This window comes from Runella rosea, assembly GCF_003325355.1.
In the GTDB taxonomy this organism is placed as follows: domain Bacteria; phylum Bacteroidota; class Bacteroidia; order Cytophagales; family Spirosomataceae; genus Runella; species Runella rosea.
In genome coordinates this window covers 5462084-5489026 of sequence record NZ_CP030850.1, presented here as the reverse complement: position 1 = coordinate 5489026, position 26943 = coordinate 5462084, and the positions used below count along the sequence as shown (strand labels likewise).

At 45.5% G+C, this 26943-nt stretch carries 26 protein-coding genes; 6 read left to right on the top strand and 20 right to left on the bottom strand.

Going from position 1 to position 26943, the window contains the following annotated elements:
• Positions 1–42: 42 nt before the first annotated feature.
• From DR864_RS22735 to DR864_RS22695, 10 genes are all read right to left on the bottom strand, one after another.
• Positions 43–1293, bottom strand: coding sequence for an MFS transporter (locus tag DR864_RS22735; RefSeq protein WP_114069121.1), 1251 nt, complete (start codon positions 1291–1293; stop codon positions 43–45).
• Positions 1290–4070, bottom strand: a complete 2781-nt coding sequence (locus DR864_RS22730) for a TonB-dependent receptor (protein ID WP_114069120.1) — start codon at positions 4068–4070, stop codon at positions 1290–1292. The genes DR864_RS22735 and DR864_RS22730 overlap by 4 nt, the downstream gene beginning before the upstream one ends.
• Before the next feature lie 130 nt (positions 4071–4200).
• Positions 4201–4773, bottom strand: a complete 573-nt coding sequence (locus tag DR864_RS22725; protein ID WP_114069119.1) for a carboxymuconolactone decarboxylase family protein — start codon at positions 4771–4773, stop codon at positions 4201–4203.
• A gap of 94 nt (positions 4774–4867) precedes the next feature.
• Positions 4868–5413 (bottom strand): hypothetical protein, encoded by a 546-nt coding sequence (locus tag DR864_RS22720; protein WP_162794057.1) that lies wholly within the window; start codon positions 5411–5413, stop codon positions 4868–4870.
• A gap of 86 nt (positions 5414–5499) precedes the next feature.
• Positions 5500–7047: a vanadium-dependent haloperoxidase gene (locus DR864_RS22715; protein WP_114069117.1), complete on the bottom strand. Its 1548-nt coding sequence runs from the start codon at positions 7045–7047 to the stop codon at positions 5500–5502.
• A gap of 18 nt (positions 7048–7065) precedes the next feature.
• Positions 7066–7977 (bottom strand): hypothetical protein, encoded by a 912-nt coding sequence (locus DR864_RS22710; protein ID WP_114069116.1) that lies wholly within the window; start codon positions 7975–7977, stop codon positions 7066–7068.
• A gap of 67 nt (positions 7978–8044) precedes the next feature.
• Positions 8045–9148: a hypothetical protein gene (locus DR864_RS22705; protein WP_114069115.1), complete on the bottom strand. Its 1104-nt coding sequence runs from the start codon at positions 9146–9148 to the stop codon at positions 8045–8047.
• 123 nt (positions 9149–9271) lie between these two features.
• Positions 9272–9517 (bottom strand): hypothetical protein, encoded by a 246-nt coding sequence (locus DR864_RS29915; RefSeq protein ID WP_162794055.1) that lies wholly within the window; start codon positions 9515–9517, stop codon positions 9272–9274.
• Positions 9518–9605: 88 nt separating this feature from the next.
• Complete coding sequence (locus DR864_RS22700; RefSeq protein ID WP_114069114.1) at positions 9606–10154, bottom strand: hypothetical protein; 549 nt, start codon at positions 10152–10154, stop codon at positions 9606–9608.
• Positions 10155–10282: 128 nt separating this feature from the next.
• Positions 10283–11047 (bottom strand): DUF2490 domain-containing protein, encoded by a 765-nt coding sequence (locus tag DR864_RS22695; RefSeq protein ID WP_114069113.1) that lies wholly within the window; start codon positions 11045–11047, stop codon positions 10283–10285.
• A gap of 85 nt (positions 11048–11132) precedes the next feature.
• Here DR864_RS22695 and DR864_RS22690 point away from each other — a divergent pair, with 85 nt between their 5' ends.
• The gene (locus DR864_RS22690) at positions 11133–12284 is read left to right on the top strand and encodes a glycosyltransferase (RefSeq protein WP_114070427.1); all 1152 of its coding nucleotides are present in this window, start codon (positions 11133–11135) and stop codon (positions 12282–12284) included.
• A gap of 84 nt (positions 12285–12368) precedes the next feature.
• On the opposite strand, the gene DR864_RS22685 is transcribed toward DR864_RS22690, so the two are convergent.
• The gene (locus DR864_RS22685; protein ID WP_114069112.1) at positions 12369–12821 is read right to left on the bottom strand and encodes a hypothetical protein; all 453 of its coding nucleotides are present in this window, start codon (positions 12819–12821) and stop codon (positions 12369–12371) included.
• Positions 12822–12849: 28 nt separating this feature from the next.
• Complete coding sequence (locus tag DR864_RS22680; protein ID WP_114069111.1) at positions 12850–13728, bottom strand: hypothetical protein; 879 nt, start codon at positions 13726–13728, stop codon at positions 12850–12852.
• Positions 13729–14023: 295 nt separating this feature from the next.
• On the opposite strand from DR864_RS22680, the gene DR864_RS22675 reads away from it, so the two are divergent.
• Both DR864_RS22675 and DR864_RS22670 read left to right on the top strand, forming a co-directional pair.
• On the top strand, positions 14024–14683 hold the full coding sequence (locus DR864_RS22675) for a response regulator (protein WP_114069110.1): 660 nt from the start codon (positions 14024–14026) through the stop codon (positions 14681–14683).
• Positions 14673–16505, top strand: coding sequence for a tetratricopeptide repeat-containing sensor histidine kinase (locus tag DR864_RS22670; protein ID WP_114069109.1), 1833 nt, complete (start codon positions 14673–14675; stop codon positions 16503–16505). Before DR864_RS22675 ends, DR864_RS22670 begins: the two co-directional genes overlap by 11 nt.
• 50 nt (positions 16506–16555) lie before the next feature.
• Here the strand turns inward: DR864_RS22670 and DR864_RS22665 are convergent, their stop codons facing one another.
• The 7 genes from DR864_RS22665 to DR864_RS22635 form a co-directional block, all read right to left on the bottom strand.
• On the bottom strand, positions 16556–16972 hold the full coding sequence (locus DR864_RS22665; RefSeq protein ID WP_114069108.1) for a hypothetical protein: 417 nt from the start codon (positions 16970–16972) through the stop codon (positions 16556–16558).
• Between the two features lie 145 nt (positions 16973–17117).
• Positions 17118–17597 carry a hypothetical protein gene (locus DR864_RS22660; protein ID WP_114069107.1) on the bottom strand — a complete coding sequence of 160 codons (480 nt, stop codon included), beginning with the start codon at positions 17595–17597 and terminating at the stop codon, positions 17118–17120.
• Between the two features lie 34 nt (positions 17598–17631).
• Entirely contained in the window at positions 17632–18306 is a 675-nt protein-coding gene (locus tag DR864_RS22655) for a hypothetical protein (protein WP_114069106.1), read from the bottom strand.
• Positions 18307–18350: 44 nt separating this feature from the next.
• Positions 18351–18614, bottom strand: a complete 264-nt coding sequence (locus DR864_RS22650) for a hypothetical protein (protein WP_114069105.1) — start codon at positions 18612–18614, stop codon at positions 18351–18353.
• Between the two features lie 8 nt (positions 18615–18622).
• Positions 18623–19300, bottom strand: a complete 678-nt coding sequence (locus DR864_RS22645; RefSeq protein WP_114069104.1) for a hypothetical protein — start codon at positions 19298–19300, stop codon at positions 18623–18625.
• A 15-nt stretch (positions 19301–19315) separates the two neighbouring features.
• Positions 19316–20242 (bottom strand): hypothetical protein, encoded by a 927-nt coding sequence (locus tag DR864_RS22640; RefSeq protein WP_114069103.1) that lies wholly within the window; start codon positions 20240–20242, stop codon positions 19316–19318.
• A 15-nt stretch (positions 20243–20257) separates the two neighbouring features.
• Complete coding sequence (locus DR864_RS22635) at positions 20258–21634, bottom strand: OmpA family protein (RefSeq protein ID WP_114069102.1); 1377 nt, start codon at positions 21632–21634, stop codon at positions 20258–20260.
• Between the two features lie 245 nt (positions 21635–21879).
• On the opposite strand from DR864_RS22635, the gene DR864_RS22630 reads away from it, so the two are divergent.
• Together DR864_RS22630 and DR864_RS22625 are read left to right on the top strand one after the other, a co-directional pair.
• Positions 21880–23901 (top strand): histidine kinase, encoded by a 2022-nt coding sequence (locus tag DR864_RS22630; RefSeq protein WP_162794053.1) that lies wholly within the window; start codon positions 21880–21882, stop codon positions 23899–23901.
• A 3-nt stretch (positions 23902–23904) separates the two neighbouring features.
• On the top strand, positions 23905–24660 hold the full coding sequence (locus DR864_RS22625; RefSeq protein WP_114069100.1) for a LytR/AlgR family response regulator transcription factor: 756 nt from the start codon (positions 23905–23907) through the stop codon (positions 24658–24660).
• A 2-nt stretch (positions 24661–24662) separates the two neighbouring features.
• Here DR864_RS22625 and DR864_RS22620 read toward each other — a convergent pair whose 3' ends face one another.
• Positions 24663–25223 (bottom strand): Uma2 family endonuclease, encoded by a 561-nt coding sequence (locus DR864_RS22620; protein WP_162794051.1) that lies wholly within the window; start codon positions 25221–25223, stop codon positions 24663–24665.
• A gap of 93 nt (positions 25224–25316) precedes the next feature.
• Here DR864_RS22620 and guaA point away from each other — a divergent pair, with 93 nt between their 5' ends.
• Positions 25317–26843, top strand: a complete 1527-nt coding sequence (gene guaA, locus DR864_RS22615) for a glutamine-hydrolyzing GMP synthase (protein WP_114069098.1) — start codon at positions 25317–25319, stop codon at positions 26841–26843.
• Positions 26844–26943: the final 100 nt, after the last annotated feature.

Sequence of the window (26943 nt, the reverse complement as noted above, 5' to 3'; positions counted from 1 at the left end):
CATCTCCCTTCTCTTAAGGTATATTTCAAATACATGACCAGTTCATTGTTTATTTGTTTCGCTACTGAAAAAAGCCCCCGCCAGCGACACCAAAAAAGCGACTGAGAAGGTCAGTAGCGCGTTGCTGAGTCCGCCGAAAAAAGCTACCATAGCACCCACAAAAAACACCGAAGTAGCCGTAAAAAAACGCCCGATATTGAAGCAGAAACCTGCGGCCGTGGCCCGGATGACCGTCGGAAACAATTGGGGAATGTAGCCAGAAAGCGCTCCTTGGCTAATGCCGAAAAACAACGACAGGCACGCCATTTCGACGTAGACAATCGGGCTGAAACTTCTGTTGGTTAAAAACAATACAAACGAAACCAACGCACAGCCCAAAAACGTGACAATGAGCGTCTTGCGAACACCAAGACTCTTTATCAAGAATCCCGAAAGTACGCCACCTACAATCCCGCCCGACCCAAGTAACATCATCGTAATGCCACGCTCTTGTTGGCCGTTTTGACCCACTGGAAGCAGCGATTGAACCCACGTAGGTATCCACGAAAAAATACCCCACAACCCAATGAGTACTGAGCCAAAAATGAGGGTGCCGATGATGAGATTGGGGCGATTGTCGGCGTCCCACAATCCAGACGTTTGCTTATGATAGGTTTGGCGACTGCTCTCCCAAGCGACAGACTCAGGCAGCCATTGTGTCATGGCCAAAGCGGTTCCGATGGGTATTATTCCCAACCAAAAAGCGTCTCGCCAATTTGCAAAAAAAACATTTAATCCGCCCGTGGTCACGATACCAATCGGAAATGCAACGGCCAAAATTCCCAATGCAATAGGACGTGTACGGACGGGCCAGATTTCGGACAAATACACCGTCGAAATGAGCAACACCCCACCAATACCCATCCCAGCGGCAAATCGGGAGGCAATGAGCGCGTACCAATTGGGAACAAACACCGTCAGCAGGGTAGCTATTCCGTACAATCCCGTGACGAGTACCAATGATTTTACCCGTCCGATGCGGTCACTGACCACTCCAAACGTAAGCCCTCCCACACCCCAGCCGTACAGAAAGGCGGCACCAATGTAAGCGCCCACTTCACCCAAGCGGACTTCAGATACATTACCGCCGAGCAATTCGGGCACGGCTACGGGCAAGTACACCGACATGAGCGTCGCCACCGTTCCGCCAAATAAATAGCTAATCATGCACAACGCAAACGCTAAATTTTGCGGAGCTGAAGGCCCCTCCGTAAGTTGCCCTGCCAATGGATTTATTTTATCGACTTTCATCATCTCAGCAACTCATCAAAAGTCAAACTCACATAATATAACCCTCCTACGGCTGGCGAACCAAACGCCTGTACTACGTAGTTATTGCCCAGATTCGACGCTCCTACTTTTACAATTGATTTCAGTTTGGGGAGTTTGTACGACACCTGAGCGTCAATCAAACTATAGGCGGGCACCAATCCCGGGCGGTTTTCGGTAAATGTTCCGTACCACTGAAAAGCATCCTGCCAATGCCACGCGATGCTGAAGCCCACTTTATCGGTCAAACGGGCGTTGCTAAAAGTTACGTTGGTTTTCCATTTCGGCGTGTTGAACGCAGGCACGTTGTTGGGATTGGCGTCCAAAATATTGAACTGCGCCCACGTAGCGTTGGCCCCCAAACGGTAGCCCTTGGCCAGCAAAGCCGTTATGCCACCACTTGCCCCGTTGGTCGAAACCTTGTCGGCGGCGTTGGTATAAAGCTGAAATGTTTGGCGCGTTGTGGTGCTCAAAATCTCCTGTGCAGCCGCAGGATTGACCGTACCATCGGCCAAAACGACGTTGGCGGTATTGGGCCGAATCACCACTTGGTTAATTAAAAAGTTGGTGTATTTGCCGTGGTAATAACTTACATCAAACAACAATTTGTTGTTCAACACGCCTTTGTACCCAATTTCAAACGCCTGCAATTGCTCCGGGCGAATGTAGGGCACATTTGATTTGACTAGCTTGTCTTTGTGCTTCGCAACCGCCTGAGGAAAAGGCGTTCCCGCGGCAGTCTCCTGACCAAATGCCGCGCCGAATGCACCTACCGAAGCCGCCGTAAACGAGTTTTCGTAGGCGTTTAGTCCTACGGAATTAGAAGGTGCACCGCCCAATAAAATCAACGGTCCAACATTCAATTTGATGTATTGATCCACAACGGTCGGGTTACGAAAACCCGTTTGATAGCTTACCCGAATGTGGTGATTGTTGGTCGGGGAATACACCGCCGAGGCTCGGGGTGTGAAATTGCCCGCAAAATTTTGGTTTTTGTCAAAACGTCCCGATACCATCAGTTTTAACTTTTCCTCAAACAACGTTTTGGACGCCTGCAAAAAAGCACCGTATTCTTTCACCCGTACTTTATTGATTTTATCGTCAAACAAAGTACCGTTTGTATTCATATCATAATAGCGAATATTGCCGCCCGCCTGCACGCTTAACCACGAAAAATGAGGCGTAAAATCGTAGAGCCCTTCGACGTGGTACATTTTGCATAGACTCAACACACCCGCCCCTTCCAGTCCGTACAAATGACTGTATTTGTCTTTGGCGCTTTCAAAGGCAGCCGTACCCGGCAACACCCTACCATCGTCGGCAAACGTCCGCGCTACGTCATGGTTTTGAGGCGCTATTCCGTTTATTTTCCCGTTGTAAGCCGCACCGTACCGCTCAAACCAAGTGGCATCTGCTTTACCGATAGGCACCACATTTCCGCTCAAATCCTTCACCCAAGTGCGGTTAATGAATTGTCCCAAAGAGCGCGTATTATAGGCATTTTGCGAATTTTCAGCGACCGCGTAGGCGCGCACAAAAAAGTTAGCACCTTTCAGTTCCACGCGCTGCTGTGTAAAACGAAAATCGCGCAACATGTTGCGGCTGCTGCTGGTGTAGTTGGCCGTTCCCTGATTGAAATTGATTTGATAAATAGCCTCCAATTTGTCAGAAATGCGGTAATGTACCGCTGCATTGGCCTTAAAACTGTATACATCATAGGTAGTTACGTCTTTTTCGTAATAGCCCGTACGCGATACCCGACCGATGCCCGGCAGCGTGGATGCAACCTCATCGCCATAGATATTCAGACTATTTTTACCTGGATTGGCGGCGCCTCGTTTTTCCGAAGGAGTATTGGGATCAATGTCCGTGTAATCCGTGGCGTACCAATCCGTTCCTTTGATATAAGACGCGTTTAGTTTAAACGCAAAACGATTATTGAAGGCTTTTGCGTACCGAATCGCGGTTTCAGAAAAGGGCTTGGCTCCACCACCGTTGGGATCGTTGACGTGATTAATGCCTATTTTTTGCTGTACAATCAATCCCTGATAATCAAACGGGCTTTTGGTTTTGGTCATGAGCAACCCATTAAAAGCCGCAGGGCCGTACAAGGCCGATGCCGCCCCCGGAATCAATTCAATAGACTCAACATCCAAATCCGATACGCCGAAAAAACTACCCGCTGGAAATCCTAATCCCGCTGATTGGTTATCGACACCATCCGTCAGTTGCAAAAAACGGCTGTTGCCAATGCTGTTAAATCCGCGCGTATTCACTTGCCGTAGCGTCAGTCCGCTTGTTACCATGTCTACCCCTTTGAGGCTGTTGAGTGATTCAAACATGGTGGCCGCTGGGGCTTGTTGAATAGCGCGGGCGTCCATTTTTTCAATGGTAACGGGCGTGCGTAGGCTACTCTCCTCAATCCGCGAGGCCGAAACCACTACCTGATTCAAGTCAGCCGTAGTTTCTTTCAACCCAATGGTGAGCGGGTCCGCAGACTGCACGTATATTTCTTGGCGTTCGTAGCCTATCATTGAAATCACCAACGTGGACGGAACGCTCGTGCTAAGCTCAAATTTTCCGTTTCCGTTGGTTACCGTACCCGTAATTTTCCCTTTCACTGCCACCGAAGCACCCACCAAAGGTTGGTGGGTCTCGGGGTCAGTAATGGTCCCCGTCAGGCGCGTTTGCTGCGCCTGAACGGGGGAAGTCATGGCTAAAATATAGGTAAAGAATATCAAAAAGTAGAATTGTTTTTTCATTTCAGGAATGGAAACCCTTATACCAAAAAGGGATTAGTTCGTTCATATACAGGCCGTTTCCTAATACACAAACTGGTTGTATAAAATTTAATATAAGTAATCCAGAAAATTGTATCGGCTAACTCTTTTCCTAAATCCCATTAGAGGATTGAGGTGCCTGATGTCCACCTGGCGGACGCATATAACCGCGCCCCACGATTCGCTCGCCCAAAGTTTCATAATAAGCGGGGTCGGTTGGGGCTACGGTCGCGAGTCCATCCACATACTTGTTGTACAGACAAAACAAGGCCGCAATCAGCACCGTATCATGGATTTCGAGGTCAGTTGCTCCCACTTGGTGAGCGCGTTCGATGGCCTCGGGCGTAACGGATTTACCGCTTTTTTGGGTAAGTGCGGCAATGTTGAGCAACGCCTTCATTTTATCGCTGACGGGTGCTGTTTCAAAATCCAGTTTGACCAATCGGGCTGTTTCTGATTCGCCCAAAAGCATATCGGCGGCTTTGGTGTGGGCCGCTTCGCAAAAATTGGTACAATTGCGCGATGACACAATCGTGGCAATCAACTCGCGTTCTCCCTGCGTCAGCGTAGATTCGCCACGCAGTAAAATCTGCGTCAAATCACGAATTGGCAACGCCGTGTCTAAGCGGTATTCGAGCAAGCCAGTAATACCAGGCAAATGCTCGGGAAGTGGAATATGTGGCATAATTAAAGCATTGATTTTTAAGACAATAAAAAATACACGATTTACACTCCCACCGTTAAACAGGAATAAATCATTGTTTTTTAACCGTAAAAAATCAAGCTAATTCGGGAGGTGGTGAAACCACGCAATGGGCACGGAAAAGAAGGGATAAGGTATTTTTCTGCAATGGTGCGGCATCGGATAGCCATTCTACTACATAAAAGACGTGCAGTTGTTGAAAGGAAACATACTCCTTCAACAGCTGATTTGCCATGCTTTTGGAAGGTTTGGGACCGTCGGTCGCATGATCGTGAATGTGTTTGTTGATGTGTTCGGCCAACGCGAAAAAATTGGCGCGAGCATCGCGGTCGGGCTTGCAGGTGATATAGAGGGTATCGTTGAGCATGATTTGCTCGACCATTTCATAAAATTCATTGCCTACCTGCAATTTCCCCTGTACTGGTTGCGGGGTCGTCCAGTTGGTTTGATACGGCAGTGAAACGGGCACTTTTACGGTAATATACTCCTGACGGAACGGCATTTCTGACTCATTCTGCGGTGCCTCCAATGCCACATTGCCCCCCAACCAATAGACGACGGAATAGCCGACCATGTTGTAGAGCAAAAGACTGAAGAGCAATATGGAAACGAGTCTTTTCAAATGAATTATTTTTAACCTGACGGGCCTTTCAAGGTCATTTTCAGACCCGTCAGGTGCTCAGCAATAAGCCTTCTGTTGATACATATCTACAATCCTGACCCATCGGCCTTGCCGCGTGCGATGGCGTAATTTCCAATGATATTGCCGTGTTTTAAGCCCATTTCACAATCTATGCGGTAGTGAATCAAGCCATAAATCCGCGACACCGAGGCTTCGTCGGCCTGAGCTTTGAATTTCTCGGCCTGTTCAGGAAAGATATACCCCAAAACCGTAGCCGCCGCCGCCGAAAACGTAGAGTGGCCAGAGGTATACGATGGAAAATTGGGCAATCCAACCGAAGTCTTCAAACCAAACTGCTGAGGTCGAGGCGTGTAGTAATAAAACTTCGCGTCCCAACAGGCAATTCCCGCGTCCATTTCGGCAGTTCCCAAAAGCGCCAGCGTACGCGCCATCCGCACTTCACTAAACCGTGCTTCGTGCGCGGCGTTGGCAGCAGCGCGGTGCCAGTGGCCTGGAGGCGTATAGCTTCCCGCGCCGTCGGCCCAGTAGTTGGCGATGCGGGCCTGCTCGCGGGTTTGGTTTTTGTTGATTTGGCTCAATTCATCGAAATCTTTCTGCCACTCAGCTGAACCCACTACGTAAGGAATAGCCGGGCGAATTTGAGCTAACGTTGCTTTGTCAAAATTCCAAGTTTGTACGGCTCCGTAGTTGGGCAACATCGGCGGACGAATCGGAACTTCTTGGCTCAGCCACGTTTCTTTGATACCGCGACTTTTGGCGGCCTCAATCATTCCTGCCGTAAGCGCTTGGTTGTTGGCGGCACCCATTCCGTCGGTTCTGGCGCGGCCCATCACCTTTGCGGCCACGGCACCACCCAAAGCCGTACCAGCGGTCAGGTCACTTTGTACGTTCATTCCCGCCCATTGGCGCGTTTCCAAATGTTCTTTCATCTTTGCTTCCAAATAAGGCACTTCACCCGGAAACATCGCTTTCAGTATTGTCACCGAAGCCGCCGCAACCACAGCATCTTCGGAAGGGTATGAAGGCAGCGACGAAACTGGCAAGGCTACCCGAAGCGTGGCATCTACTTTTGACGGAGCGGCCCGTTTGTATTTGTATTTGTAATTCCAAGCCGAAACCAGCGCATCGTATTGGGCCACCGAAAGATAAGCCAGCGCCCGCGCCGTATAAGGGGGATTGGCAAAGGGAAATTTAGGATCTGCTAAGGGATTGGCCGCATCCGGAACGGGGTATTTCCCATCAGCGTTGGAAGCTGGCGGAATATTGTAGCGCGCGGCCAATTCCCGCGCAATCTCGTTCCAACGATACACCGCGCCTGCACCCCAGTAGACCACAGCTTCCTGTTGCTCTTTGGTGAGGGTGGTTGATAGTCCTTTCAACGCCGCCAATTCTGCTACGTACTCCGGAGAGGTAACGGAAGTAGGAGTTGGTACGCTGATTTCTTCGGCTGAAGTAAGGAGGTATGTTTTCCACGTGCCCGCTTTATCATCCACGTTTGCGGGCGAATAACCTACGCGTTGCGGCTCTTCAAGGGTTTTATCACAGGCGGCCATTCCCACCGTCATGGCAAAAGCTAAACCGCTGTATTTTAGAATATTTGAAAACTTTTTCATTCTCTTGATTAAATTCAATTATGATTTCTTTACCCCAAACTGATAAAGTACTCCTACCATGTAGCTTGTGCTTTGACCCATATTGAGGCCATTGGTTACGTACCCTACGCGGGCATTAATTCCCAGCGCTTTCGGTTGAAATTTACCGTACCAACCCACCATCGTTGCCTGCATGTTATTGGTCGGGAAAGGCATGTCGTTACGACGGATATTGTCGCCGTTGACGCAGGAATTTCGCTCAGCCCAAATTTCGGTCTGCCATTTTTGTTTTAATATCCCAATCCTCGCACCCATGTCGTATGCGTTGGGTACTCTCACTTCGTTGGTGTTATAGACACGGTCGTCGGCCTGATAGGCATCACGGTCTACGTTGATATTGCTACGCCACATGTAGGTTCCGTGGGCGGTGACGTAAATCCCCGTTTTAGGATGGGTATAATTAGCCAAAATTCGACCCGATACCACACGGCATTGCAAGCCAATCGACATCGGAAGAAAGTCGGGAACATAGTTGCCTAAAGGAATCGACACCCCAGCTAATCCATTGATAGAGAAACCTTTTACATCCACTGCTTTCACTTTCAGCCAAGCGCCCAAGTCTTGAATTCCCTTTTGGCCCATCAAGTTACCAGCGCTTGTTTTTGTCCATACGTAAGGCAGGCTCAAAATAACATTAAAGCGGTCGGTAATGCCAATGGCTGGCATCACCATCACGCTCTGGGTGGTGTGCGTACCGATGTTAAGGTTTTCACGTTTGAGGGTATTTTCCCAGTATTGGCTCCAACTGCTGTGGGTATACATAGTCCCTATACAGACAGTCCCTTTCGGCATATAAATAGCATCGTTCGGCATTTGAGCGCGCAACTCTCCGCCCCAAAGAGCAATGAGAGTTGCGGCCAAAAGAACGTTAAGTAAAGTTCTTTTTTTCATCTTATGTTACAAGTTAGTTTTGTCAAAATCTCGCCCTTCACGAGCGCCCCGTCGCTAGATTATTTATTTAAAACCAACGGCTTATGTTAACTGATACCGAATAATCAGCAAAAGCTGCATCGCCGTGACGTACACCCAGTGGGTCGAGTTTGTCGGAATAGCTCTTGATACGATTGCGATAAAGTGCGTAAGGTACCGTCACCGCGGCTGAAAACTTGCCTTTCATGTACGCTACACCTGGCTCTACGGAAACAATATATCCTGGACGACGGAAGCCTTTACTTCCTCCAAACACATCCGAAGAAGGCACCCCTTCTACGCGTCCGCCGAGCATCACTGATAGGCCTCTTCCGAGGCTTTGGCTCAGGCCGATACGTCCCGCAAACTGGTCGGCAACGGAGAAATAACCCGTCACTAAGTCAATGGTGGTTGCCTCTGGGCTGCGCAGTACGTTGTTGGTTTCTTTGGGATTGAACAAATAATAACCATTAAAATACGCCGTCAGGGATTTTGTAACCTGTCCATACCCCTGTAATTCAAGGCTGTAGCCCACGCCACCATCGCCCAACTGAATCGACTGGTCAACGGGTTTATTGATTACATAATCTCTTTTTTCTTTGTCTAATTTATGAAAATCACCCGTCACGCCCGGATTGCCCGTTGGAAGTTTAACTCCAGCACCTAATGCAAAATTAAACTTAGGTAATTTATATGGGTTTCTCATCCAATACGTGGCCGATATGCGCATGTCTCCAATGCCTTTTGAATAGGTGTGAAAGCGTTTTTGGTCGGGATTGGCAGTTACAGAGTTGCCATAATGCTCGTACAAAGAGGAGCGGTCATTGTATTGAATGGGCAAATTGACGGCAAATGACAGCCTCGCATTGGGCTGATAACTAATGCCCAAATCGAGGGCGTGCGAAAGGTTGATGACTTCAGTATTTTGCTCCAAACGCTCATGCTGCTCTACATCTCCTTTATAGTGACGGAATGAACGAAAATAACGGTAACCCGTGCTGATTTGCCATTGGCCGTTTTTTTGTTTGAAATATTCAGCCGACGACAGGGAGTTGGTAGCGGCACAGCTCATGTGCCGAACAGCCACACAGCCCTGAGAAAAACTTTCGGTAACAAACAGCAAGGCAGCTAACGTGTATAATATACGTTTCATATTCAAAATGCGATAATAGGTTATAAATAAATTCATTGTCTACGGAGAGATTCCGTAGGGGTTAACCCATTTCGAGAAGTAGTGACTGGTGGTTGTATAATTACAAATATGTAATCTATTTGCTTACTTCGTTGCCGTGTGTTTAGCTTCAATCAGTTTCGCCAATTGCCCAAGCGGAATGGCACATCCTACAGAAGGAAGGTCTTTGACCGACACCTCGGTTGGATGTTTGGGGCAAGTCATGGATTCTGACGCGCGACATTCGTTGGAACAACAAAGTGCGGCGGGTCTTTCTGATTGAGCAGAGGTATCACTGCAAGTAAGCATCGCGGTGGTTGATAATAACACCGCCAACAACACCATTTTCATTGGTTTCTCTCCATTGGATTAGTAATTCATTTTTGGCAGGATGCAGTTTTCCAAAAGGATTGACCAACAAACTCTACCGACATGACAACTAACCTCGCTCGGGTGGCGGCGAATGGAGCAATTGAACCGATTGCAGAAGTGCTTGGTTGGGAGTGGCAAACAAAGAACGCGTGGACAAATTTACCATCAGCGCGTCTGGCCATTCCGTGGATGTATTGGGAAGATATACTTTTACTAAATCACTCAATAATTTAACTGCTTTGCTTAGAGGGCTTTCGGGCGATTCGGCTGTTTGGTCCGTAATCTCTTGTATCATTTCCGCAAGTTCAAAAAAGCGGTCACGGGCGTGTTGGTTTGATTTTAGGGTTACGTACAGCGTGTCGTTTTCGTGGCGCTGATGGGTTACGTTATAAAAATCATCGCCTTTACGAATCAAACCTTCTTGACCTTCTGAGTTCTCCCACGAATTATTATAAGGAAGGGTTGGCAGGTGCATTTTTACAGTTTGCCATTGATCATTGACCATCACTGGCGAGGCTGTTTGATAGTCCTCCTCAAAAAACAATACCGCAACCGTCAGCCCAAACATATTGTAGAGCAGCAGTAAAAGCAGGCCGATAGCGGTTATTTTTTTCAATCAAAAAATTTATATTGTATCCAAAGATACTGCAAATGTAAAAAAATATACGAAATATAGGACAAGTTTCGTGCCGAAAATCCAGAGAGTAGTTATAAATACCCTCCAAATACATGAATATGCAGTAACTACATATACCACCAATACTGTACGTCATCCCAGTTGATGGTGTGATAGATATTGATTTGCAATAAATTAAAAAGTCGATAGTCCTGTACTTTATTGCGAACCAGCGCCTGAAAGCAATACCCCAGTTCTGCGCGGGTTTTTCCAGCATTGTATCCGCCCCCGAGGTGCATCCAGTTTTCAGAAAGTAGCGAACCGTTACGCGAACTCACAGGCCCATTGGTCGCTCCTTTGAAGTACAGAAAGGCTTCATTAGAAGCCATTAAGTAAAAGCCTTTTTTGGTTGTACTCACATCATAAAGAGGATACGTTACCCAAAACTGATACCGCCCAATATCCGCCTTAGACCTAATATGTGTCTGTAAATTAACGGGTTGACGCCATTCGTAACGCCCACGATGGGTGATGATAAAATTGCCTAATTTGTGTTGGTAAGAAACCTGAGCAATGAGCCGATTTTCATTTTCCCGTAGCCCAAAAATATTATGACGTCCAAACGCATACCCACCGCCAACCGACCATTTTTTGTTGAGTTGATAAACCGACATGGCCTGAAGGACAAAATGTGTATGCCCAGCGGGGAAGTTCTTGTTTTCAACGATCTGACTAATCATGTTGATTGCCGACGTTGCATTCAAATTATAACTCCACTTACCTGAAATTCTCCCCATTTGGGAATAACTCGGTGCCACGCCATAAAGTGTAACGTTTTGGGCAATGCAAGGAAAAGTAAGAAAAGCCGTGAAAAACAAAAAAATATGTCTCATTGCGGAAAATCGAAGATAAAGCGGGTTCGTTAATTGGTTGGTCAAAGACTATGCCAAAAAATCATTGGTTTTGTATCTTTGCGCCATGAGAATTTTAAATATTTGTGCTTACACGTGGGCAATCGGCGGTCCAGCCCGCATTATTTATGACCATACCACCGTCGTTTTGAAGCAGGGACACGAAGTAGATATTCTGAGTCCTGCTACCCCTGGCGACAAAATTTATCCTGCTCCCGAAGGCGCACGGGTCATTGTTTGTAAGCGCACGCAACCCATCAGTCGTTTTTTTCCTGAATTTTCGTTGGAGCTATGGGATTTTCTCAAAACCCACATCCATGAGTACGACGTGGTGCATTGCCACGGAATTTGGCATTTTGGCAGCGTGGCGCCTTTTCTGTTTAAAAACAATACCCCTAAAGCCATTACGATTCACGGTTTGCTCGACAAATGGGCGCTTAATCACGGTTTTTGGAAAAAGAAAATTTTCTCCATCCTGTTCCAAAAACGCTTTCTAAAGAGGGCTAATCTCATTCAAATCAACAACCACGACGAACTCAACGACCTCAAACAATATTTGGGATTTCAACACCCCAACGTGGCCATCATTCCCAACGGAATGCAGTTGGCCGAGCTGGCTGATTTGCCGCCAAAAGGCACATTTCGGGCAAAATTCAACCTTCCTGACAATAAAAAGCTTGTTTTGTTTATGGGACGACTCAACATCAAAAAAGGCTTGGATTTATTACTTCCAGCCTTTCAAAAGTATACCCAAAACCACGACGACACCTTGCTCATTTTAGCGGGCCCAGACGACGGCTACCAAACCGAAACCGAGCGGTTCATTGAGGCACACCAACTGCAAAACAAAATGGTCATGGTGGGAATGCTGACGGGTGAAACAAAAAAAGCGGCTTTGGCCGATGCCACCATTTTTGCGCTTCCCTCTTATTCTGAAGGCTTTTCGATTGCCGCTTTGGAAGCCATGACAGCGGGGGTTCCCGCCTTAGTATCTGATCGGATTGGTTTTGACGGAACTGTAGCGCAGTACCAAGCCGCCCACGAAGTGCCCCTGACCGTTGAAGGCGTATATGAAGGCTTATTAAAATTGTTGCAACAGCCCCAATACGCGGATACACTTCGTCAAAATGCCCGAAAAATGGTGGAAACGTTGTACGATATTGAAATTGTGGCCACCAATCTGGCGAAAGAATTTGAGAAAATTGTGCGGAAGAAATAAAGCTAAAACGCTCGCCCCGCTAATGATTCTGGAGCGAACGAAAATACGATTGTTTTCAGCCCAAAAATAATCTACTGCCAAACCTTAATCTTTCTTTCCATAGATGGTCAGTACCTTGGCAGGGTCAGCATCGCCAAAGGTGAGCGTCAGTTGGTTGTTTTGCCAAGAAATACCATCCATGCCGATACTCCCTTCAATAGCTCCGTTGCTTCCTTTTTTCAGAGAAACGTTTTCGAGTTTGCTGTTTGAGCTCGACGCAATGCCCGATTTGGTTTGGGTAAAAATAAACGTAAACGAAGCCACATCTTCAGTCACTTTGGTGCTGGTTATTTTGGCCGTAACCGTGATACCTGTGGTAGTGGTAGCAGGTAAATTAACAGATGCATTGCCTGATTTATACGAAGTTACGGTATAACTCCCCAGTATCTGATCTGCCAAAGGTAGCTCAGGTTCATTTTTTTGACAAGCCACCGACAGCAGCGTGAGGGTAACAAACATCAATAGTTGGGTTCGGCAATAGTTTGTGCGATTTGTCATGTTTATAAGACGTTAAAAAAGTAAATGATTATTCTTCAAAAGTAACCAAGATGCTAAACGGCTTTTGCTTAATTTGCCCACCTAAATCTGAGAAAAAGATAAAAGGCGTTGGATTAGTACCAAGGTTAGTCAATCTTAAAACCGCTCGATAGTTGTAGCCTGCGGGATGGTCATTGCTGGGTTTGTACTTAAATTTAAGTGGGATAGTTCCAGCCAAATCGTCAGCTTCTACCAGTACTTCATACGAAAGGATTTTACTAAAGGCTATGCCGTCCAAAGCAATTGTGTGCGTGTTGGCGTCGGGGGTCGTGCCCGTAAACTTTTTCATCTTGATTTTTGGGGCCTCAATACCCAATTTTGTGAATCCATTGAGTTCAGTATTGCCATTATTTTTAAATTCTGCCACATTACCAAAATCAGAATGAAAGATATTGAAAGTAGGCGTGTTAGCATTAGAACCGTACAAAGTCCAGCGAGCAGTAAGACCAAAATTGGCAAATTGTATTCTTGCCCCGTCGGTATTGCTATTCTCTTGCAGTGTGAGGTGTGGTATTTCAGCGGTACTGTTAGTCAAGACGTGAAGTTTTCCATCTGGGCTAAAAGTACCAATACCCGCCCTACTGCTTGTTCGGTTCCAGATAATTCCTGCTAAGTTGCTATTGTTTGAAAGATTGAAAACGTTATAATCATCGCTAAAAAACAGTCCACCTTGCTGCATTTGATTTTGAGAAAACCGCAAACCTGACAGGCTATTACTACCCGTTTTGTCGATATCAAAATAGTTGCTATTTCTTGAAGACCTCACTGTGCTTGAACTGGTTGGATCGAGGGTGATGGATTGGGCATTCGCAATGTGCATCATTCCAAATACCAAAGGAATCAACCAAAATTGAGCTGTTGTTTTCATAGATTGCTTATTTTACGTTTACTAATATTTTTATTTTGCTGGCTGGATCCCCAAAGTGTTCTAATGCCTTGCCTACACCTGTTTTTATAGAGTCAAATCAGCGGATATCTGGGTAGACTGGCCATCAACAAAGCAACTATGGCACCTTAAAAATGCTTTTTTAGGGTTTTAAGCGGTTATAGACCAAGGGCTTTATGAAGACAAAGTTCCGCTGCTTTTTTTTGCCAAAACATACTGTAAATGAGTATTTTTTGTCTATGTTTAGCCTAAAATCGCATTTAAATAAGAAAACTTGATGGACATTCAGGCACAACCTATCCGAGTTGTCTTGCTCGACGACCACGAGATATTTCTAAAAGGCTTAGAAAAACTCCTCAGTCAGCAGCCTGTTCTGCGGTTGGTAGCCTCATTTTCAACGGGTAAAATGCTAATAGAAACGCTACCACAATTACAAGCCGACGTACTGCTGCTCGACCTCCAAGTACCCGACATTACTGCTGAAGAACTGCTGGCTCAAATCAAAAAAATATACCCAAAAGTACCCGTTCTCTATCTAACCATGATGCGTGGGAGCCGCATCATGCACCGTATTGAGAAATTGGGGGCCAGTGGTTATATCCTCAAAGATGCCTCGGTGGCGCAGTTGCTCACTGCCATCCAATGCGTGGCGGCGGGCGACACATATTTCTTAGAAGAAAGTCTATCAAAAGACGAAGAAAAAAACACCGTTACACAACCTTCAATCCGGGTAGCTGAGTCATTGAGTAAACGAGAGATTGAAATTTTAAACTTGGTTTGCCAAGAATATAGCAGCGCCGAAATCGGCGAAAAACTATTTCTCAGTACCGGCACCGTCGATACACATCGCAGAAATATCCTTGTCAAATTGGGCGTCAACAATACCGTAGGTTTGGTAAAATTTGCAATTCAAAACGGACTATTGAATGAAGTATAACTACATCATTATCATTTTTTTAGGGCTAATTTATTTTGAAGCTTCGGCTCAATTGACCACGTCGCGAGTAGATGAGTGGATTCAAAGCTGGCCCTACACGGATACTGAGAAAAAAGACTCCATGTTGGTATGGTCCAATCAACTTCTGGAAGCCTCAAAAGCACTTAACTATCCAAGAGCCGAAGCTTATGCCCTAAGATTCAAAGGCTTGTACCATGATTATGACAACAACCCTAGCGAAGCCATCAAATATTATTTTGAATTTCTAAAAAAAACCAAGGCGTACGGCAACGTTTCGGATCAAATGTCGGCTACGTCTGATCTGGTTTACATTTACATGCTTATTAATCAGTTGGACAAAGCTAAACCCTTGCTCATGAGTTTTACGGCTCTGACTGACAAAAGTGCGCTCGACCAAAAAAAGCTGAGCTCTTTCTATAATAATTTAGGAATTATCTACCGAAAAGAGGATAAAAAAGACAGTGCTATTTTGGCGTATCAGGCATCGCTCACCATCAAAGAAAAACTCAAAGACGAAAAGGGACTGATAAATTTGAGAATCAACCTGAGTTCGTTGCTGGTCAATCAGCAAAAATATACCGAAGCCCTGAAGCTGACCGAACAAAACCTGCAATACCTCCAAAAGAAAGAAAGCAAGACTGATCTGTGGTACAATCTGGTGAATAAAGCCGGATCACTCGACGGGCTGAAACGATACGATGAATGTATTTTTTATTTGAATGAGGCATTAGCACTGGCCCAAAGCTTAAAATCAGAAACTTTTGAACAACAAACCATCGAGCAGATTTCAGGTACGTATGCCAATCAAAAACAATTTGTAAAAGCCTATGAATACCTCCGCAAAAGCAACGACCTGAAAGCTCAACTGATTAATAAACAGACCAACGAAAAAATAGCTGAACTGCAGGAACAGCATAATGCGGGAGAACGGGAACGACAAAATCAACTTCTTAACTCACAACTCGAAGCCCAAAAAAACAAACAAGTAGCGTACGGAATCGGCTTGGCCGCTTTACTGGTGGTAGTGGCCGTTACGATGTTTGCTTACGTAAAAAACCTCCGTAAAAACAAGCTCATTACTGCCCAAAATCAAAAACTCAACGAACTCAACACCGAAAAAAATCAGTTGATGGCAATCGTTTCACACGATTTGAGCAGTCCTTTTACGGCCATCAGGATGTGGGCCAATACCCTCAACGAAAACGCTAAAAAATCAGATTTGGCTGAGGCCAGAGAAATGATTCTGAAAATATCAACGTTTGGTTTAAGCACGATTCAAAAGATTCTGACCATTGACAAAGGGGAAATCAACGTTTTAAATCTTCAGGATGTTGACATTGCTGACTTGCTAAAAAACCTACATGAACGATTTAAGGCCGAAGTAGACCGAAAAAATATCACACTTAAAATCAAGGCTTTACAAAACAACGAAACCATTTTAACGGACAAAAACCTGCTTGAAAGAGCATTACAAAATCTGGTATCAAATGCCATTAAATTCTCACACACCGATTCTGATATCTGCGTCAGCACATACCAGCATGACCGAGAAATGGTTTTTGAAGTCAAAGATTCTGGGGTTGGAATTTCGGAGCATGACCAAGGCAGGTTATTTGAACGGTATAACGAATTAAGCCCAAAACCAACAGGCGTAGAAACATCAAACGGTTTAGGATTGAGTATTGTGAAACGCATCGCTGAAGAATTGGGGGGAACCATCAGCGTTCAATCATCCCTCGGTGCGGGGAGCACGTTTTATCTAAAATTGAAAGACTCAGCGCCTTGGTTGGACAATGGTTAGTTTGACAACGCCGCCGCCGACACAATGTCGGGGCGGCAGAAAATAGTTTATTACTCGTGCAAAACTCCGTCTAAACCTAACTCTTCAATTGGAACAAGATTTTCTTCCACAATACTCTCGGGAACGAAGATAAATTTCTTATCAAAAATCTGATTATCAACATAGTAGCTCACCCAATACTCATTATTGAGGTGAAATACATCGGGCATAATCGGCTCAACGACCACGGATTGCCCCGCTTCAATTTCGGTAAAATAGTGCCGCAGCGTTGAGGTCCGTTGTTGCTCTTCTTTCTTTTTTACATCATCTCCAGAATAGCCCCGTGAGGTCACAAACACATTGGTTATCAACGTTTGGTTCCGGTTGATGAGGTACACATTCCACTCTGGTTGATCAAGCTCATTGATGCGGCGAGCAATGGTCACATAAATGCCCGTTACGGGCGTAAAAGAAATATCTTTTTTCATGATTTAAGGTCCTTAAAACCCCAAAATTAACAGGTTTTACAGAGATAGGACACATAAAGCATGATAAATACATACTTCAAATGTTCAGAAACAAGAAAAAAAGTAATCCTTCTCAGCAGTACGAATGCTTTTTCACGTTTTCAGGTTACAAATTAATGGTAAATGCCCCCGACTGTATCTCTGCGGTTGCGTTAATAAAATCGCTTACTTGAGCCTCAAATTGTCCTTCAATTTTCTTATTTGTAAAGGTCGTAAAACGTATTTTTCCACCTTTGGCTAACAGCGGGCTATTCTGCCGTTTATAAATCAAATTGGCATTTTTATTAGTTTCATTGGCGGGAATCTCAAACTGATAATCGACTCCCGTTTGAATATCTCTTCCAATCATCTGAATGGAAATTTCGTTTGCATCATCTACTTTTCCTACAATGGTGAGCAATCCTCCAACCACAGCCACGCCTCCACTCGTTTTTGTCGCATTCCAACTTTTTCCGTCGACGGTAGCAGCAAAGGAATTTGTCCCCGACGGAGTCGGCTCTTCTTCACTTGAAGAGACTGATTTACAAGCACTAAATAGGGATACAATCGCCAATAACAGAAAAATAAATTTGAGATTCGTTTTCATTATGTATGGGTTTTGGATAACGTTTTAAGGAAAATCACTTGCATTTTACCAATACTTCGGCGGCCAATTTTCTGGCTAGTTCAAGGTTGGTAGCTTTGTCCTTGCTCACATCAGCAATGACCTGAAACGTGTAGCCTTTGAAAAGTACAATCAGCTCATTGTCGCCCAATTTCCAAACGGCAGCTTCACCCACGCCCGCTACGTTTTCAAACTTGGTGGTGGCGGCCATGTCTTTGGCCATGCCCACAGCGGCTTCTTTTTGCTCTTTGGTAGCATTTGTTTTTTTCTGTACCTGTTTTTCCGCTTGGCCAAATGCCTCGTCCAATTCTTTTTGGGTCAGATTTCGGTAAAAAAAACGAAAGTTTTCGAGGTCAGATTTGTTTTTCGACATCTTAAACATATCATCGCCCACCCACGTCAGTCCGATGCGATTGCTGACGGGCACGGTCATTTTACGACCGAGCATCTCCATCTCCCGAGTGCGGTCGCTTGGCCAATTGTACGAATACGTATCGTGGTTGCGATATTTAGGGTTTTTATTGACCCTGTATTCCTTTTTTGCCTTACTCATATCGCCCGAAAAATGCTTTTTTATCGCTTCGATCGGCAGCAGTTGGTCATATTTATCTTGGTAGGTAATCAGGCAGTTTTGGGCATGATTATTGGCAGAAAAAGCCAGCAACAAGCTGATAATTATGCAGAATTTCATTTTTTTAGATTTAACAGGTATTGTAAAAAAGCATCAATAAGCCATTAATCGCAAGTGTAGTCTTTGAGCTGATCTTCGTACACTTTCCGTTGAGCAGCCGTATAGACACTGCACGAGTTAATGATATTGGTCAGCGATTTTTTGACAGCTTCGCATTTCGTTTTGTTGGTGGGGTCATTTGACCAATCCGTGATTACTTTTTCGTACTCGGCTGCGGCTTTTTCGCAGTTGGCTTGACTTGGTTCTAAGGCGTTTTTCCTGCACGACAACGCGGCCAATAAACAGGCGAAAACAAGGAGTTTTTTCATAACGGTTTTTAGTTTTTGTGTTTGAAGGTAAAATTAGTTTTCATCGAGCAAGCCGCCCCTTGGGTCGACATTTGCACTACTGTTAAAGACGTACCCTTGATAAGTTTTGGCGACACCACCTCAAATTCGTAGATAGTTTTAAAGGCCGGTTGGGTTTCGGGAAGTATGATGGCTCGATATTTATTGGGTCCGGTTGTAAGCCACGGGGTGTTGGGAAATAGTTCGTCAGGGGAGAACGGCTTTTTAAAGTTTTTATTTCCACTTCTCAAACCTGCTGCACTTTTGAGGCTGGACTCTAATTGGGCAGGGCAATTTTGGGTAGTGGGAGCTTCGGTAAGGGCTTCCCAATTGCCGCTCTCAGGCTGAATAGTCTCCTGAAATGGAGCGATTGCTCCCTTGGCAATATTGGGTTCACCCTTTCCTCCAAAATACTCATGAAGCTGGCGGGGGCTACGTTTATTGTCGGGATAATGAATATCTTGATTTTGTTTGTTTTTGAAAAATACCAAAATGCCTTTACTTTTTTCAAACGCGCCAAGGTAGGCGAGCATACCATCTACTTGTGCGTAAGAATAATTCGTTTGATACAATTTACAGCCACCACCAAATTTACAATAGGCTATGGTTACTTGGGCATTGGCTTGCCATGCCGCCAATAAACAGAAGAAAATAACGAGTTTTTTCATGGGGATAGGAGCGTGCTATCGGTGCTGATATGTAATGACGAGGCTGTGAAACTTGAGGGTATCGCCCGTCCAGTTGCCATCCGATGAGATATTTAGGTAATATGAATTAGTCTGATTATCAACCGTTTCATTAATGGAAGCTGAGATACTGCCAATTGAAGCGATATTAAAATTGCTCTTCGCCGAGGCGACGGACGTAAAGGCGTTGGTGGTGTGCGTATTTTTGTTCAATACAAAAGAGATATGAGAAGCCGAATTGTCCCACACATACATCCTTACGTTGGTAATCACCACCCCGTCGGGCAGGTTTAATGGCAAATACATGGTTTTCGGGGAGGTTGTGGTATTAAACCACGCGTACCCGCTGCCTTTGCGAAGCTGGTCGTCCCAATCTTGCGCCTGTACGCTGCTGAAATTATAACTTTGGTAGTAGTTTGATGTAGTTGAAACCCGCAAAATACCGTCTTTATCGGCAAATACAGGTCGTCGTTCGTTATCAGCAACTTGCTCAAAATCAAGCTCTCTCGAACGTATCGTCCCCACACCATTAGTCCCCTCTACATCCAAAGCAGCTTTGGCGGTACCATATTCCCCCACAAAAAAGCGCCCAAATTCAAAGTGAGCCGCCGAAATATCATCGAGCTGAAATTCCAGCCCATCGTATCCCCAAATTCGCAGCAATTTATCTTGACCTACCAGCCCTCCAACAAAGGTGCTGTTTTGGGTGTGAAGTGGTAACATGATGAAATTCTGATCCGTTTTTAACGTCAAAGGCACTGAGCTTTTTCCTTGAATGACCACTGAATCAGAATTGCTGTTTTGAGAAAAAGTACTTTTCGTAGGACTGATGACCACACTTTGAGCGAATATGTTTTGCCAACACATACCCAGTATGAGTAGCATCCCCCAACGAACCTGAATGAATTTGAGAAAGTTATTCATTTGCAATTCAACAGGTTATAATTTCAAAAATTCAACCCGACGGTTGTTGGCTTTCCCTTCGGAAGTAGTATTGGGAGCTACGGGCTGGGTTTCGCCTTTGCCGTCGGTTTCCATGCGGGTAGCTTCAACACCAAATTCCGATTGAAGCGCATTTTTAACGGAGGCCGCGCGACGTTTCGACAAATCAAGGTTCTTGGCATCATCGCCGTCGGAATCGGTATGACCGATGATGCGCACTTTTACCGTCGCGTTTTCTTTCAATACGGTGCCCAGTTCCTTCAAAACGCCGTACGATTCGGGTTTGATTTTATCAGAATTGACATCAAACAAAATACCGGTGGTACTGAATTTGCCTTCGGTGATGAGCTTGGAGCGGGTGTCGGGCGCACCGACGGCCACGCGGAGGTTGGCTAAGTAGGCCGTACCTTCAAAAATATGGGTAGCAAAAAGCATTGAGTATTTGAGCGTATTATCAAACGCTTTTGGAATATCCCAAATCTTGTTTTCATTGACGTAAATCCGCAAGCGTGTCTTTTGCTTCCAAATAGAAACTCGGTTGATGTCATTGGCTTTCCACGCAAGTGGATTGGTATTCTCTAAAATTTTCTCGTTGGTTTTGTCAAACACCCATACGCTGGTGCTACCTCCTTCTTGACTTGATGTAGGGTGAATATCAACGCCCGCCTGAGGTACGGTACCAAAATCTTGGTCGAAGGTCAACTTGCGTTCTTTTATTTCGGGGAAAACCACTTTCAGACCCGTCATCTGGGTGCTCATATCTTCTGATACCACCATATCAAACTCCATTGTGAAGTTTTCGGGAAGCTCTTTGACAAATTCAGGGTAGAAAAGGCCATTATTGGCAAATTGTAAAAATTTGGCGCTTTGACCGTCCAGCGTCACCACTTCTCCGCTGGCGTTGGTGTTCCACTTGGCGGGAAAATCACCCACTGCATCCTGACTAAAATCTTCGATGGCGACTACTTTTTCGCCCGCTACAAAATCAAATTTAGAATAAGCTTTAAGGCTTTTGGGTTCGGTTGTCTTTGAGATTGGCGTATTCGATTTTGAGCTGTTTGTTGAAGTTTGATTTCCCTCAGCGGCCTCCTGCTGGTTTTCGCTGTTGTCCCGCTCCTCATTTCCAGATTCTGATTTTTGTTTCTTATCTTTCTTTTTAAAAATATTGCCAATTCCCTCCTCCACCTTATCCAATCCTTTGTTGATACCTTGGTCAATGCGGCTATTGACGCGGCCTTCTACGCTGCGTTCGGTGGTCCGCTTGGGGTTTTCAACCCGTATTTGGGCAAAAACAAAAGCGTCAAAAAAAATCGCAACCATGATGGTGAAGCAAATACGCTTGAAATAGAAGTGGTGGAATACCTTTGTAATCATCTTTATTTTAACCGTTGAATAAGTAAAAATGACTTAATTTAAGCAACCAAATTTGCCACTTTTAACCAAAACACGGGTGCCTCATTTCACCCATAAAGGATTTGGGTCAATGAAGCGGGGTTTTGAATCAATAACCCGCCACCGAAACCGTAAAAGCAAGCCTATAAAGTCAGATTCATTTTTGATGTACTCAAATGCCCAACCAGTCAGATGAAGCGCCAGAATTGCCGAAAAATTTATTTTCTTTGAAAAAACTAAAACACCGCCTGCTGATGGTTGGCCGCCTTTTATTTCTGGTTGGCATTTTGATTGCGTTTCACGCCAAAGCCCAGCCCGACACCCTACGTTTGAGTGAATTCAAAGAGCATCGAATGCTTTTTGAAAAGGCCACATTTACTACTACACCCCTCCGGGAAAAACGACAGATTCCATCGCTTTTTTTTACCAATCAGTTTTCCAATTGGCAACGACTGACTCCTCAATCCCCCACCTACGCCGACCAAATCCATTGGCTGCATTTTCGGGTACATAACGATACCGACACTGCGCAAACCATTTACATCAATGTACATTCTGCCAACCAAATCGTTGTTTTTCACGTAGCCTACAACGGCCAAATAAGTACGCTTAGGAGTGGCTACATGACGCCATCTTCCAAATGGGCGCTCCCCGAAGATGACCGCTACATTCCCTTGATTTTCCCCAAAGGCGCGACCTTTGACCTACTGGCCCAACTTTCCAACTATGCGGGTATTTTGCCTTTTTGGACGGGTGCCCAATCTCCGAAGCCTTCGTTTCGCTTACAGCTCGAAAAAGAATCCTTTTACCTAAAAAAGACCCTGCGCGAGTACCGCCAAAACAGGCCCGAATTTCAATATCGAAGCTGGATTCAGGGGGCATTAGCGCTTGCCGTGTTGTTTGTAGGATTGTTGTATCTCAAATATTGCCAACGAATTTACGCCTATTATTGGGCCTATATCCTGTGCGGATTTTTGTTTTCACTGCTCAAAACCCGCGCGTATACGCCTATTGGACAAAGCCTTGGCGAATGGCCACTGCTCAAAAACCATCTGATGGAATCACTGCTTTGGTGGGGCATCGGGGCGTATTTGTTGTTCATGACCGAACTGCTCAACCTCACCAAAACCCATCCGCTCATGCAGCGGTGGTTTCGCCGGTTGGCGCTCTTGCTGGCGGGGTATGGGTTTGTCTATATCACGGTTATGCTATTGACCAACGACGGCGGCTTCCAGCAATTTTCGTTTTGGGGCGGGCGATTTATCGCCTTGCCGATTTATGTATTTACGCTCATTTGGATGAGTCGAAGTGTGCGTTCACCGATGGTTCCGTACGTGATTTGGGCCAACTCTATGCTTGGGTTATTTGGGATATTAGCGTGGCTTCGGGCGGGAGAAGTGATTCTGAAAGGCATCAAACTTCCCGCCAATATGGATGATTTATTGACGCTCTCATTTGCCGTGGTGGCCGAAATCATCGTACTTTCGTTGGCTCTGGCTCACCGATACCGTTTGTTGGAAAAAGAAAAAACCGAGAGCCAACTGGCTTATTATGAAGAACTTCAAAACAAGTCCTTTTACGAGAAGCGCATGGCCGAAACCGAAATGCTGGCCCTACGCAGTCAGATGAATCCGCATTTTTTGTTCAACAGCCTCAATTCGCTGGAATACTTGATTTTATCCAACGACGAACATAAAGCGACTGGCTACTTGGCCAAATTTTCAAAACTACTGCGGATGATTCTCAACCATTCGCGCGAAGAATCGATTCTGCTTGAAGAAGAGCTAACCGCACTACGGTATTATCTCGACATTGAAGCCACGCGCTTGGGCGAGGGCTTTACGTATTCCATTGAGGTAGCCGACAGCGTAGATACCCAACGTCTTATCATTCCACCGTTGTTATTACAGCCGTTTGTGGAGAATGCCATTTGGCACGGCCTGATGCCTTCTGATAAACTCCCTAAAAATCTCCGTATAGGTGTCCGACTAGCCGACGCTCACCGTATTGAGTTTGAAATTGAAGACAACGGAATTGGCCGAAAAAAAGCAGCGGAGTTGCGGAGTCGCTCGTCGGTGAAACGAAAATCGTACGGAATGGACATTACGCAGCAGCGCATCGCGCTTTTTAACCGAAATTACCCCAACCAACTTTCCATCGAAATCAACGATTTAAAGCGCGAAAAAGAAACCGGAACGTTGGTAAAGATTGTATATAATTTATCGGATGAACCTACTAACGAAACCTAAGTAATGATACGCGCCATTTTGATTGATGACGAAAAACCCGCTACGGAAGTACTGGAAATGAAGCTCAAACGCCTCAACATGGGCGTGCAGATTTTGGCTAAGTTCAATCAACCAGAGGCGGCGGTGGAATTTATACGCGTTACGGCCTTTGACATTTTGTTTCTTGACATTGAAATGCCACGCCTCAATGGTTTTGACTTGCTACAACAATTTGATGAATTTCATTTTGACGTTATTTTCACCACGGCGTATGACCAATACGCTCTACGGGCATTTCGCGTGAGTGCGTTGAATTACCTGCTCAAACCCATCGAAGAAAGCGAACTGAAAGACGCACTTGTGAGTTGGCAACAGAAGAAAATCAAGCAATTACAACTTCCTCAAATACAGACCTTACACGAACATCTGGCTCCCAAAACACCACCGCAGCGCATGGCGCTTCCGACCAACGAAGGCCACGAAATTATCGAAATAAGTCAGATTGTCCGCTGCATGGCCGATACGAGTTACACGCATTTTCACCTAACCGACGGTCGAAAATTGGTTATTTGCCGCACGCTTAAAGAAATAGAACAGGCATTGGAGCCCAACGGGTTTGTACGGGTGCATCATTCGCACCTCATCAATCCGCATTTTTTACGAAAAATTGTAAAACAGGAAGGTGGCTATCTGTTGATGTCTGACGGGGCGCAGGTACCCGTTACAAAGCAAAAGCGCGATTGGCTGGTGGAGCAATTCAATGTGCCTGGCAGGGGCTGAGTTTAAAAAACTTTTTCAAAAACATCTTTCAGTAAAACTGATATATCAACTGACTGAAATTGTGCCGTTTTGTCTAATCCATGCACGGTTTCTACGCTCCATTCTCCTTTGTCATTTTTGCGAAACACCTCCATTTGAGGCAGTTCGGTGGAGATCAGCACATACTCTTTAAGCGTTTCAATGCTTCGATACGCAATGAATTTATCGGTTTTGTCAAACACCGCCGTGGAAGGCGAAGCCACTTCGATTACCAAAATCGGATTGATCAGATTATCATTTTCTATTGTTTTTGCTTCGCCGTCGCTTATCACTATATCTGGGTAAAAATAGCTGCCGTTCTGAGGATTAAAAACGCGCATATCACTGCCTAAGACTTCAGATTTGGATGAGCGCAAATAATTTCCAACCAATAAAAATAGATTTTTAACAATTCGATTATGCTCTAACGTAGCTCCGGCCATTTCAATGAGGGTATTGTAAATAAATTCATGCCGATGCTGACTTGCCCGTTCGAAGGCAAGGTATTCCTCAGCGGTAAAAGAAGATGAGATTGCAGGCACCATAACGGGTCTATTTTTAGCGAAAATACAAAGAAATATCAACCTATAAGGCATTGTACATCCTTTTTTTTACCTTTGCACCTTAGAAACACGTCTATGTCCGAACAAATTCTGATTCTTGATTTCGGTTCGCAATTTACCCAACTCATCGCTCGACGCGTCCGCGAACTGAACATTTACTGCGAAATCCATCCCTTCAATAAAATCCCCGAAATTACGCCTGATATTAAGGGAGTTATCCTTTCGGGAAGCCCCTATTCTGTGCGAGACGAAGGCTCACCACGGGTAGATATGGGCTTATTCAGGGGCAAAGTACCTTTATTGGGGGTGTGCTACGGAGCGCAACTGCTCGCCCACACGCTGGGCGGCGAAGTCAAAGCCTCCAAACACCGCGAGTATGGCCGGGCCATGCTCACGCACCATTCACATTCAGCACTTTTGGATACGGTCTCCCCGATTACCCAAGTGTGGATGTCGCATGGTGATACTATCGTTTCTGTTCCCGAATCCTTCAAAATCATCGGCGAAACCGATTCTGTAAAGGTGGCGGCTTTTCATATCGAGGGCGAGCAAACCTACGGAATTCAGTTCCACCCCGAAGTGACGCACTCCGTAGAAGGAAAAAATATCCTCAAAAACTTTGTCGTAGACATCTGCGGCTGCGCGCAAGATTGGACGGCGGCCTCGTTTGTAGAAAGTACCATCGCTGACCTCAAAGCCCGATTGGGTAATGACAAAGTAGTGATGGCCCTTTCGGGCGGCGTTGACTCGACCGTAGCAGCGTCGTTGGTCCACCATGCAATTGGAAAAAATCTGTACTGTATTTTTGTAGACAACGGTCTGTTGCGCAAAGACGAATACGAAAGCGTACTACACTCCTACTTAGATATGGGACTGAATATCAAAGGAGTAGATGCTAAAGCGCATTTTTATGGCGTACTGGCAGGCCTCACCGACCCCGAAGCCAAGCGCAAGGCCATCGGTAAAGCCTTCATTGATATTTTTGACCAAGAAGCCCATTTGATTGAAGATGTAAAATGGCTGGGTCAAGGCACAATTTATCCCGATGTGATTGAGTCGGTTTCGGTCAAAGGGCCGTCGGCAACCATCAAATCACACCACAATGTTGGCGGTTTGCCCGATTACATGAAGTTGAAAATCGTTGAGCCGCTCAATACCCTTTTTAAAGATGAGGTTCGGGCTGTAGGCCGTACGTTGGAGCTTCCAGAAGCTATTTTAAAACGCCATCCTTTCCCTGGTCCGGGGCTTGCTATTCGGATTTTGGGCGATATTACGGCCGAAAAAGTGGCCATTTTACAGGACGTTGACGCTATTTTCATCAACGGTCTCAAAACCCGTGGCCTATACGATCAAGTATGGCAGGCAGGCGCGATGTTGCTCCCCATACAAAGCGTAGGAGTGATGGGGGACGAACGTACCTATGAACGCGTAGTGGCACTGCGGGCCGTGACATCGGTCGATGGGATGACTGCCGACTGGGCACACTTACCCTACGATTTTTTGGCAGATGTTTCCAACGAAATCATCAACCGGGTTAAAGGTGTTAACCGCGTGGTGTATGATATTTCGTCAAAACCTCCCGCTACGATTGAATGGGAATAAAAAGTAAGCAGTTCACAGTAGGCAGTCTGCAAACATACACTTAGATATTGCGTGTATTATAGTAGACTGCAAACTGCCTACTGTAGACTGTAAACTGCCT

Excerpts from the sequence above, each read along its gene's own strand:
- DR864_RS22735 (WP_114069121.1), bottom strand. The coding sequence starts at position 1,293 with ATGATGAAAGTCGATAAAATAAATCCATTGGCAGGGCAACTTACGGAG.
- DR864_RS22730 (WP_114069120.1), bottom strand. The coding sequence starts at position 4,070 with ATGAAAAAACAATTCTACTTTTTGATATTCTTTACCTATATTTTAGCC.
- DR864_RS22725 (WP_114069119.1), bottom strand. The coding sequence starts at position 4,773 with ATGCCACATATTCCACTTCCCGAGCATTTGCCTGGTATTACTGGCTTG.
- DR864_RS22715 (WP_114069117.1), bottom strand. The coding sequence starts at position 7,047 with ATGAAAAAGTTTTCAAATATTCTAAAATACAGCGGTTTAGCTTTTGCC.
- DR864_RS22710 (WP_114069116.1), bottom strand. The coding sequence starts at position 7,977 with ATGAAAAAAAGAACTTTACTTAACGTTCTTTTGGCCGCAACTCTCATT.
- DR864_RS22705 (WP_114069115.1), bottom strand. The coding sequence starts at position 9,148 with ATGAAACGTATATTATACACGTTAGCTGCCTTGCTGTTTGTTACCGAA.
- DR864_RS29915 (WP_162794055.1), bottom strand. The coding sequence starts at position 9,517 with ATGAAAATGGTGTTGTTGGCGGTGTTATTATCAACCACCGCGATGCTT.
- DR864_RS22695 (WP_114069113.1), bottom strand. The coding sequence starts at position 11,047 with ATGAGACATATTTTTTTGTTTTTCACGGCTTTTCTTACTTTTCCTTGC.
- DR864_RS22690 (WP_114070427.1), top strand. The coding sequence starts at position 11,133 with ATGAGAATTTTAAATATTTGTGCTTACACGTGGGCAATCGGCGGTCCA.
- DR864_RS22685 (WP_114069112.1), bottom strand. The coding sequence starts at position 12,821 with ATGACAAATCGCACAAACTATTGCCGAACCCAACTATTGATGTTTGTT.
- DR864_RS22680 (WP_114069111.1), bottom strand. The coding sequence starts at position 13,728 with ATGAAAACAACAGCTCAATTTTGGTTGATTCCTTTGGTATTTGGAATG.
- DR864_RS22675 (WP_114069110.1), top strand. The coding sequence starts at position 14,024 with ATGGACATTCAGGCACAACCTATCCGAGTTGTCTTGCTCGACGACCAC.
- DR864_RS22670 (WP_114069109.1), top strand. The coding sequence starts at position 14,673 with ATGAAGTATAACTACATCATTATCATTTTTTTAGGGCTAATTTATTTT.
- DR864_RS22665 (WP_114069108.1), bottom strand. The coding sequence starts at position 16,972 with ATGAAAAAAGATATTTCTTTTACGCCCGTAACGGGCATTTATGTGACC.
- DR864_RS22660 (WP_114069107.1), bottom strand. The coding sequence starts at position 17,597 with ATGAAAACGAATCTCAAATTTATTTTTCTGTTATTGGCGATTGTATCC.
- DR864_RS22655 (WP_114069106.1), bottom strand. The coding sequence starts at position 18,306 with ATGAAATTCTGCATAATTATCAGCTTGTTGCTGGCTTTTTCTGCCAAT.
- DR864_RS22650 (WP_114069105.1), bottom strand. The coding sequence starts at position 18,614 with ATGAAAAAACTCCTTGTTTTCGCCTGTTTATTGGCCGCGTTGTCGTGC.
- DR864_RS22645 (WP_114069104.1), bottom strand. The coding sequence starts at position 19,300 with ATGAAAAAACTCGTTATTTTCTTCTGTTTATTGGCGGCATGGCAAGCC.
- DR864_RS22640 (WP_114069103.1), bottom strand. The coding sequence starts at position 20,242 with ATGAATAACTTTCTCAAATTCATTCAGGTTCGTTGGGGGATGCTACTC.
- DR864_RS22635 (WP_114069102.1), bottom strand. The coding sequence starts at position 21,634 with ATGATTACAAAGGTATTCCACCACTTCTATTTCAAGCGTATTTGCTTC.
- DR864_RS22625 (WP_114069100.1), top strand. The coding sequence starts at position 23,905 with ATGATACGCGCCATTTTGATTGATGACGAAAAACCCGCTACGGAAGTA.
- DR864_RS22620 (WP_162794051.1), bottom strand. The coding sequence starts at position 25,223 with ATGGTGCCTGCAATCTCATCTTCTTTTACCGCTGAGGAATACCTTGCC.
- guaA (WP_114069098.1), top strand. The coding sequence starts at position 25,317 with ATGTCCGAACAAATTCTGATTCTTGATTTCGGTTCGCAATTTACCCAA.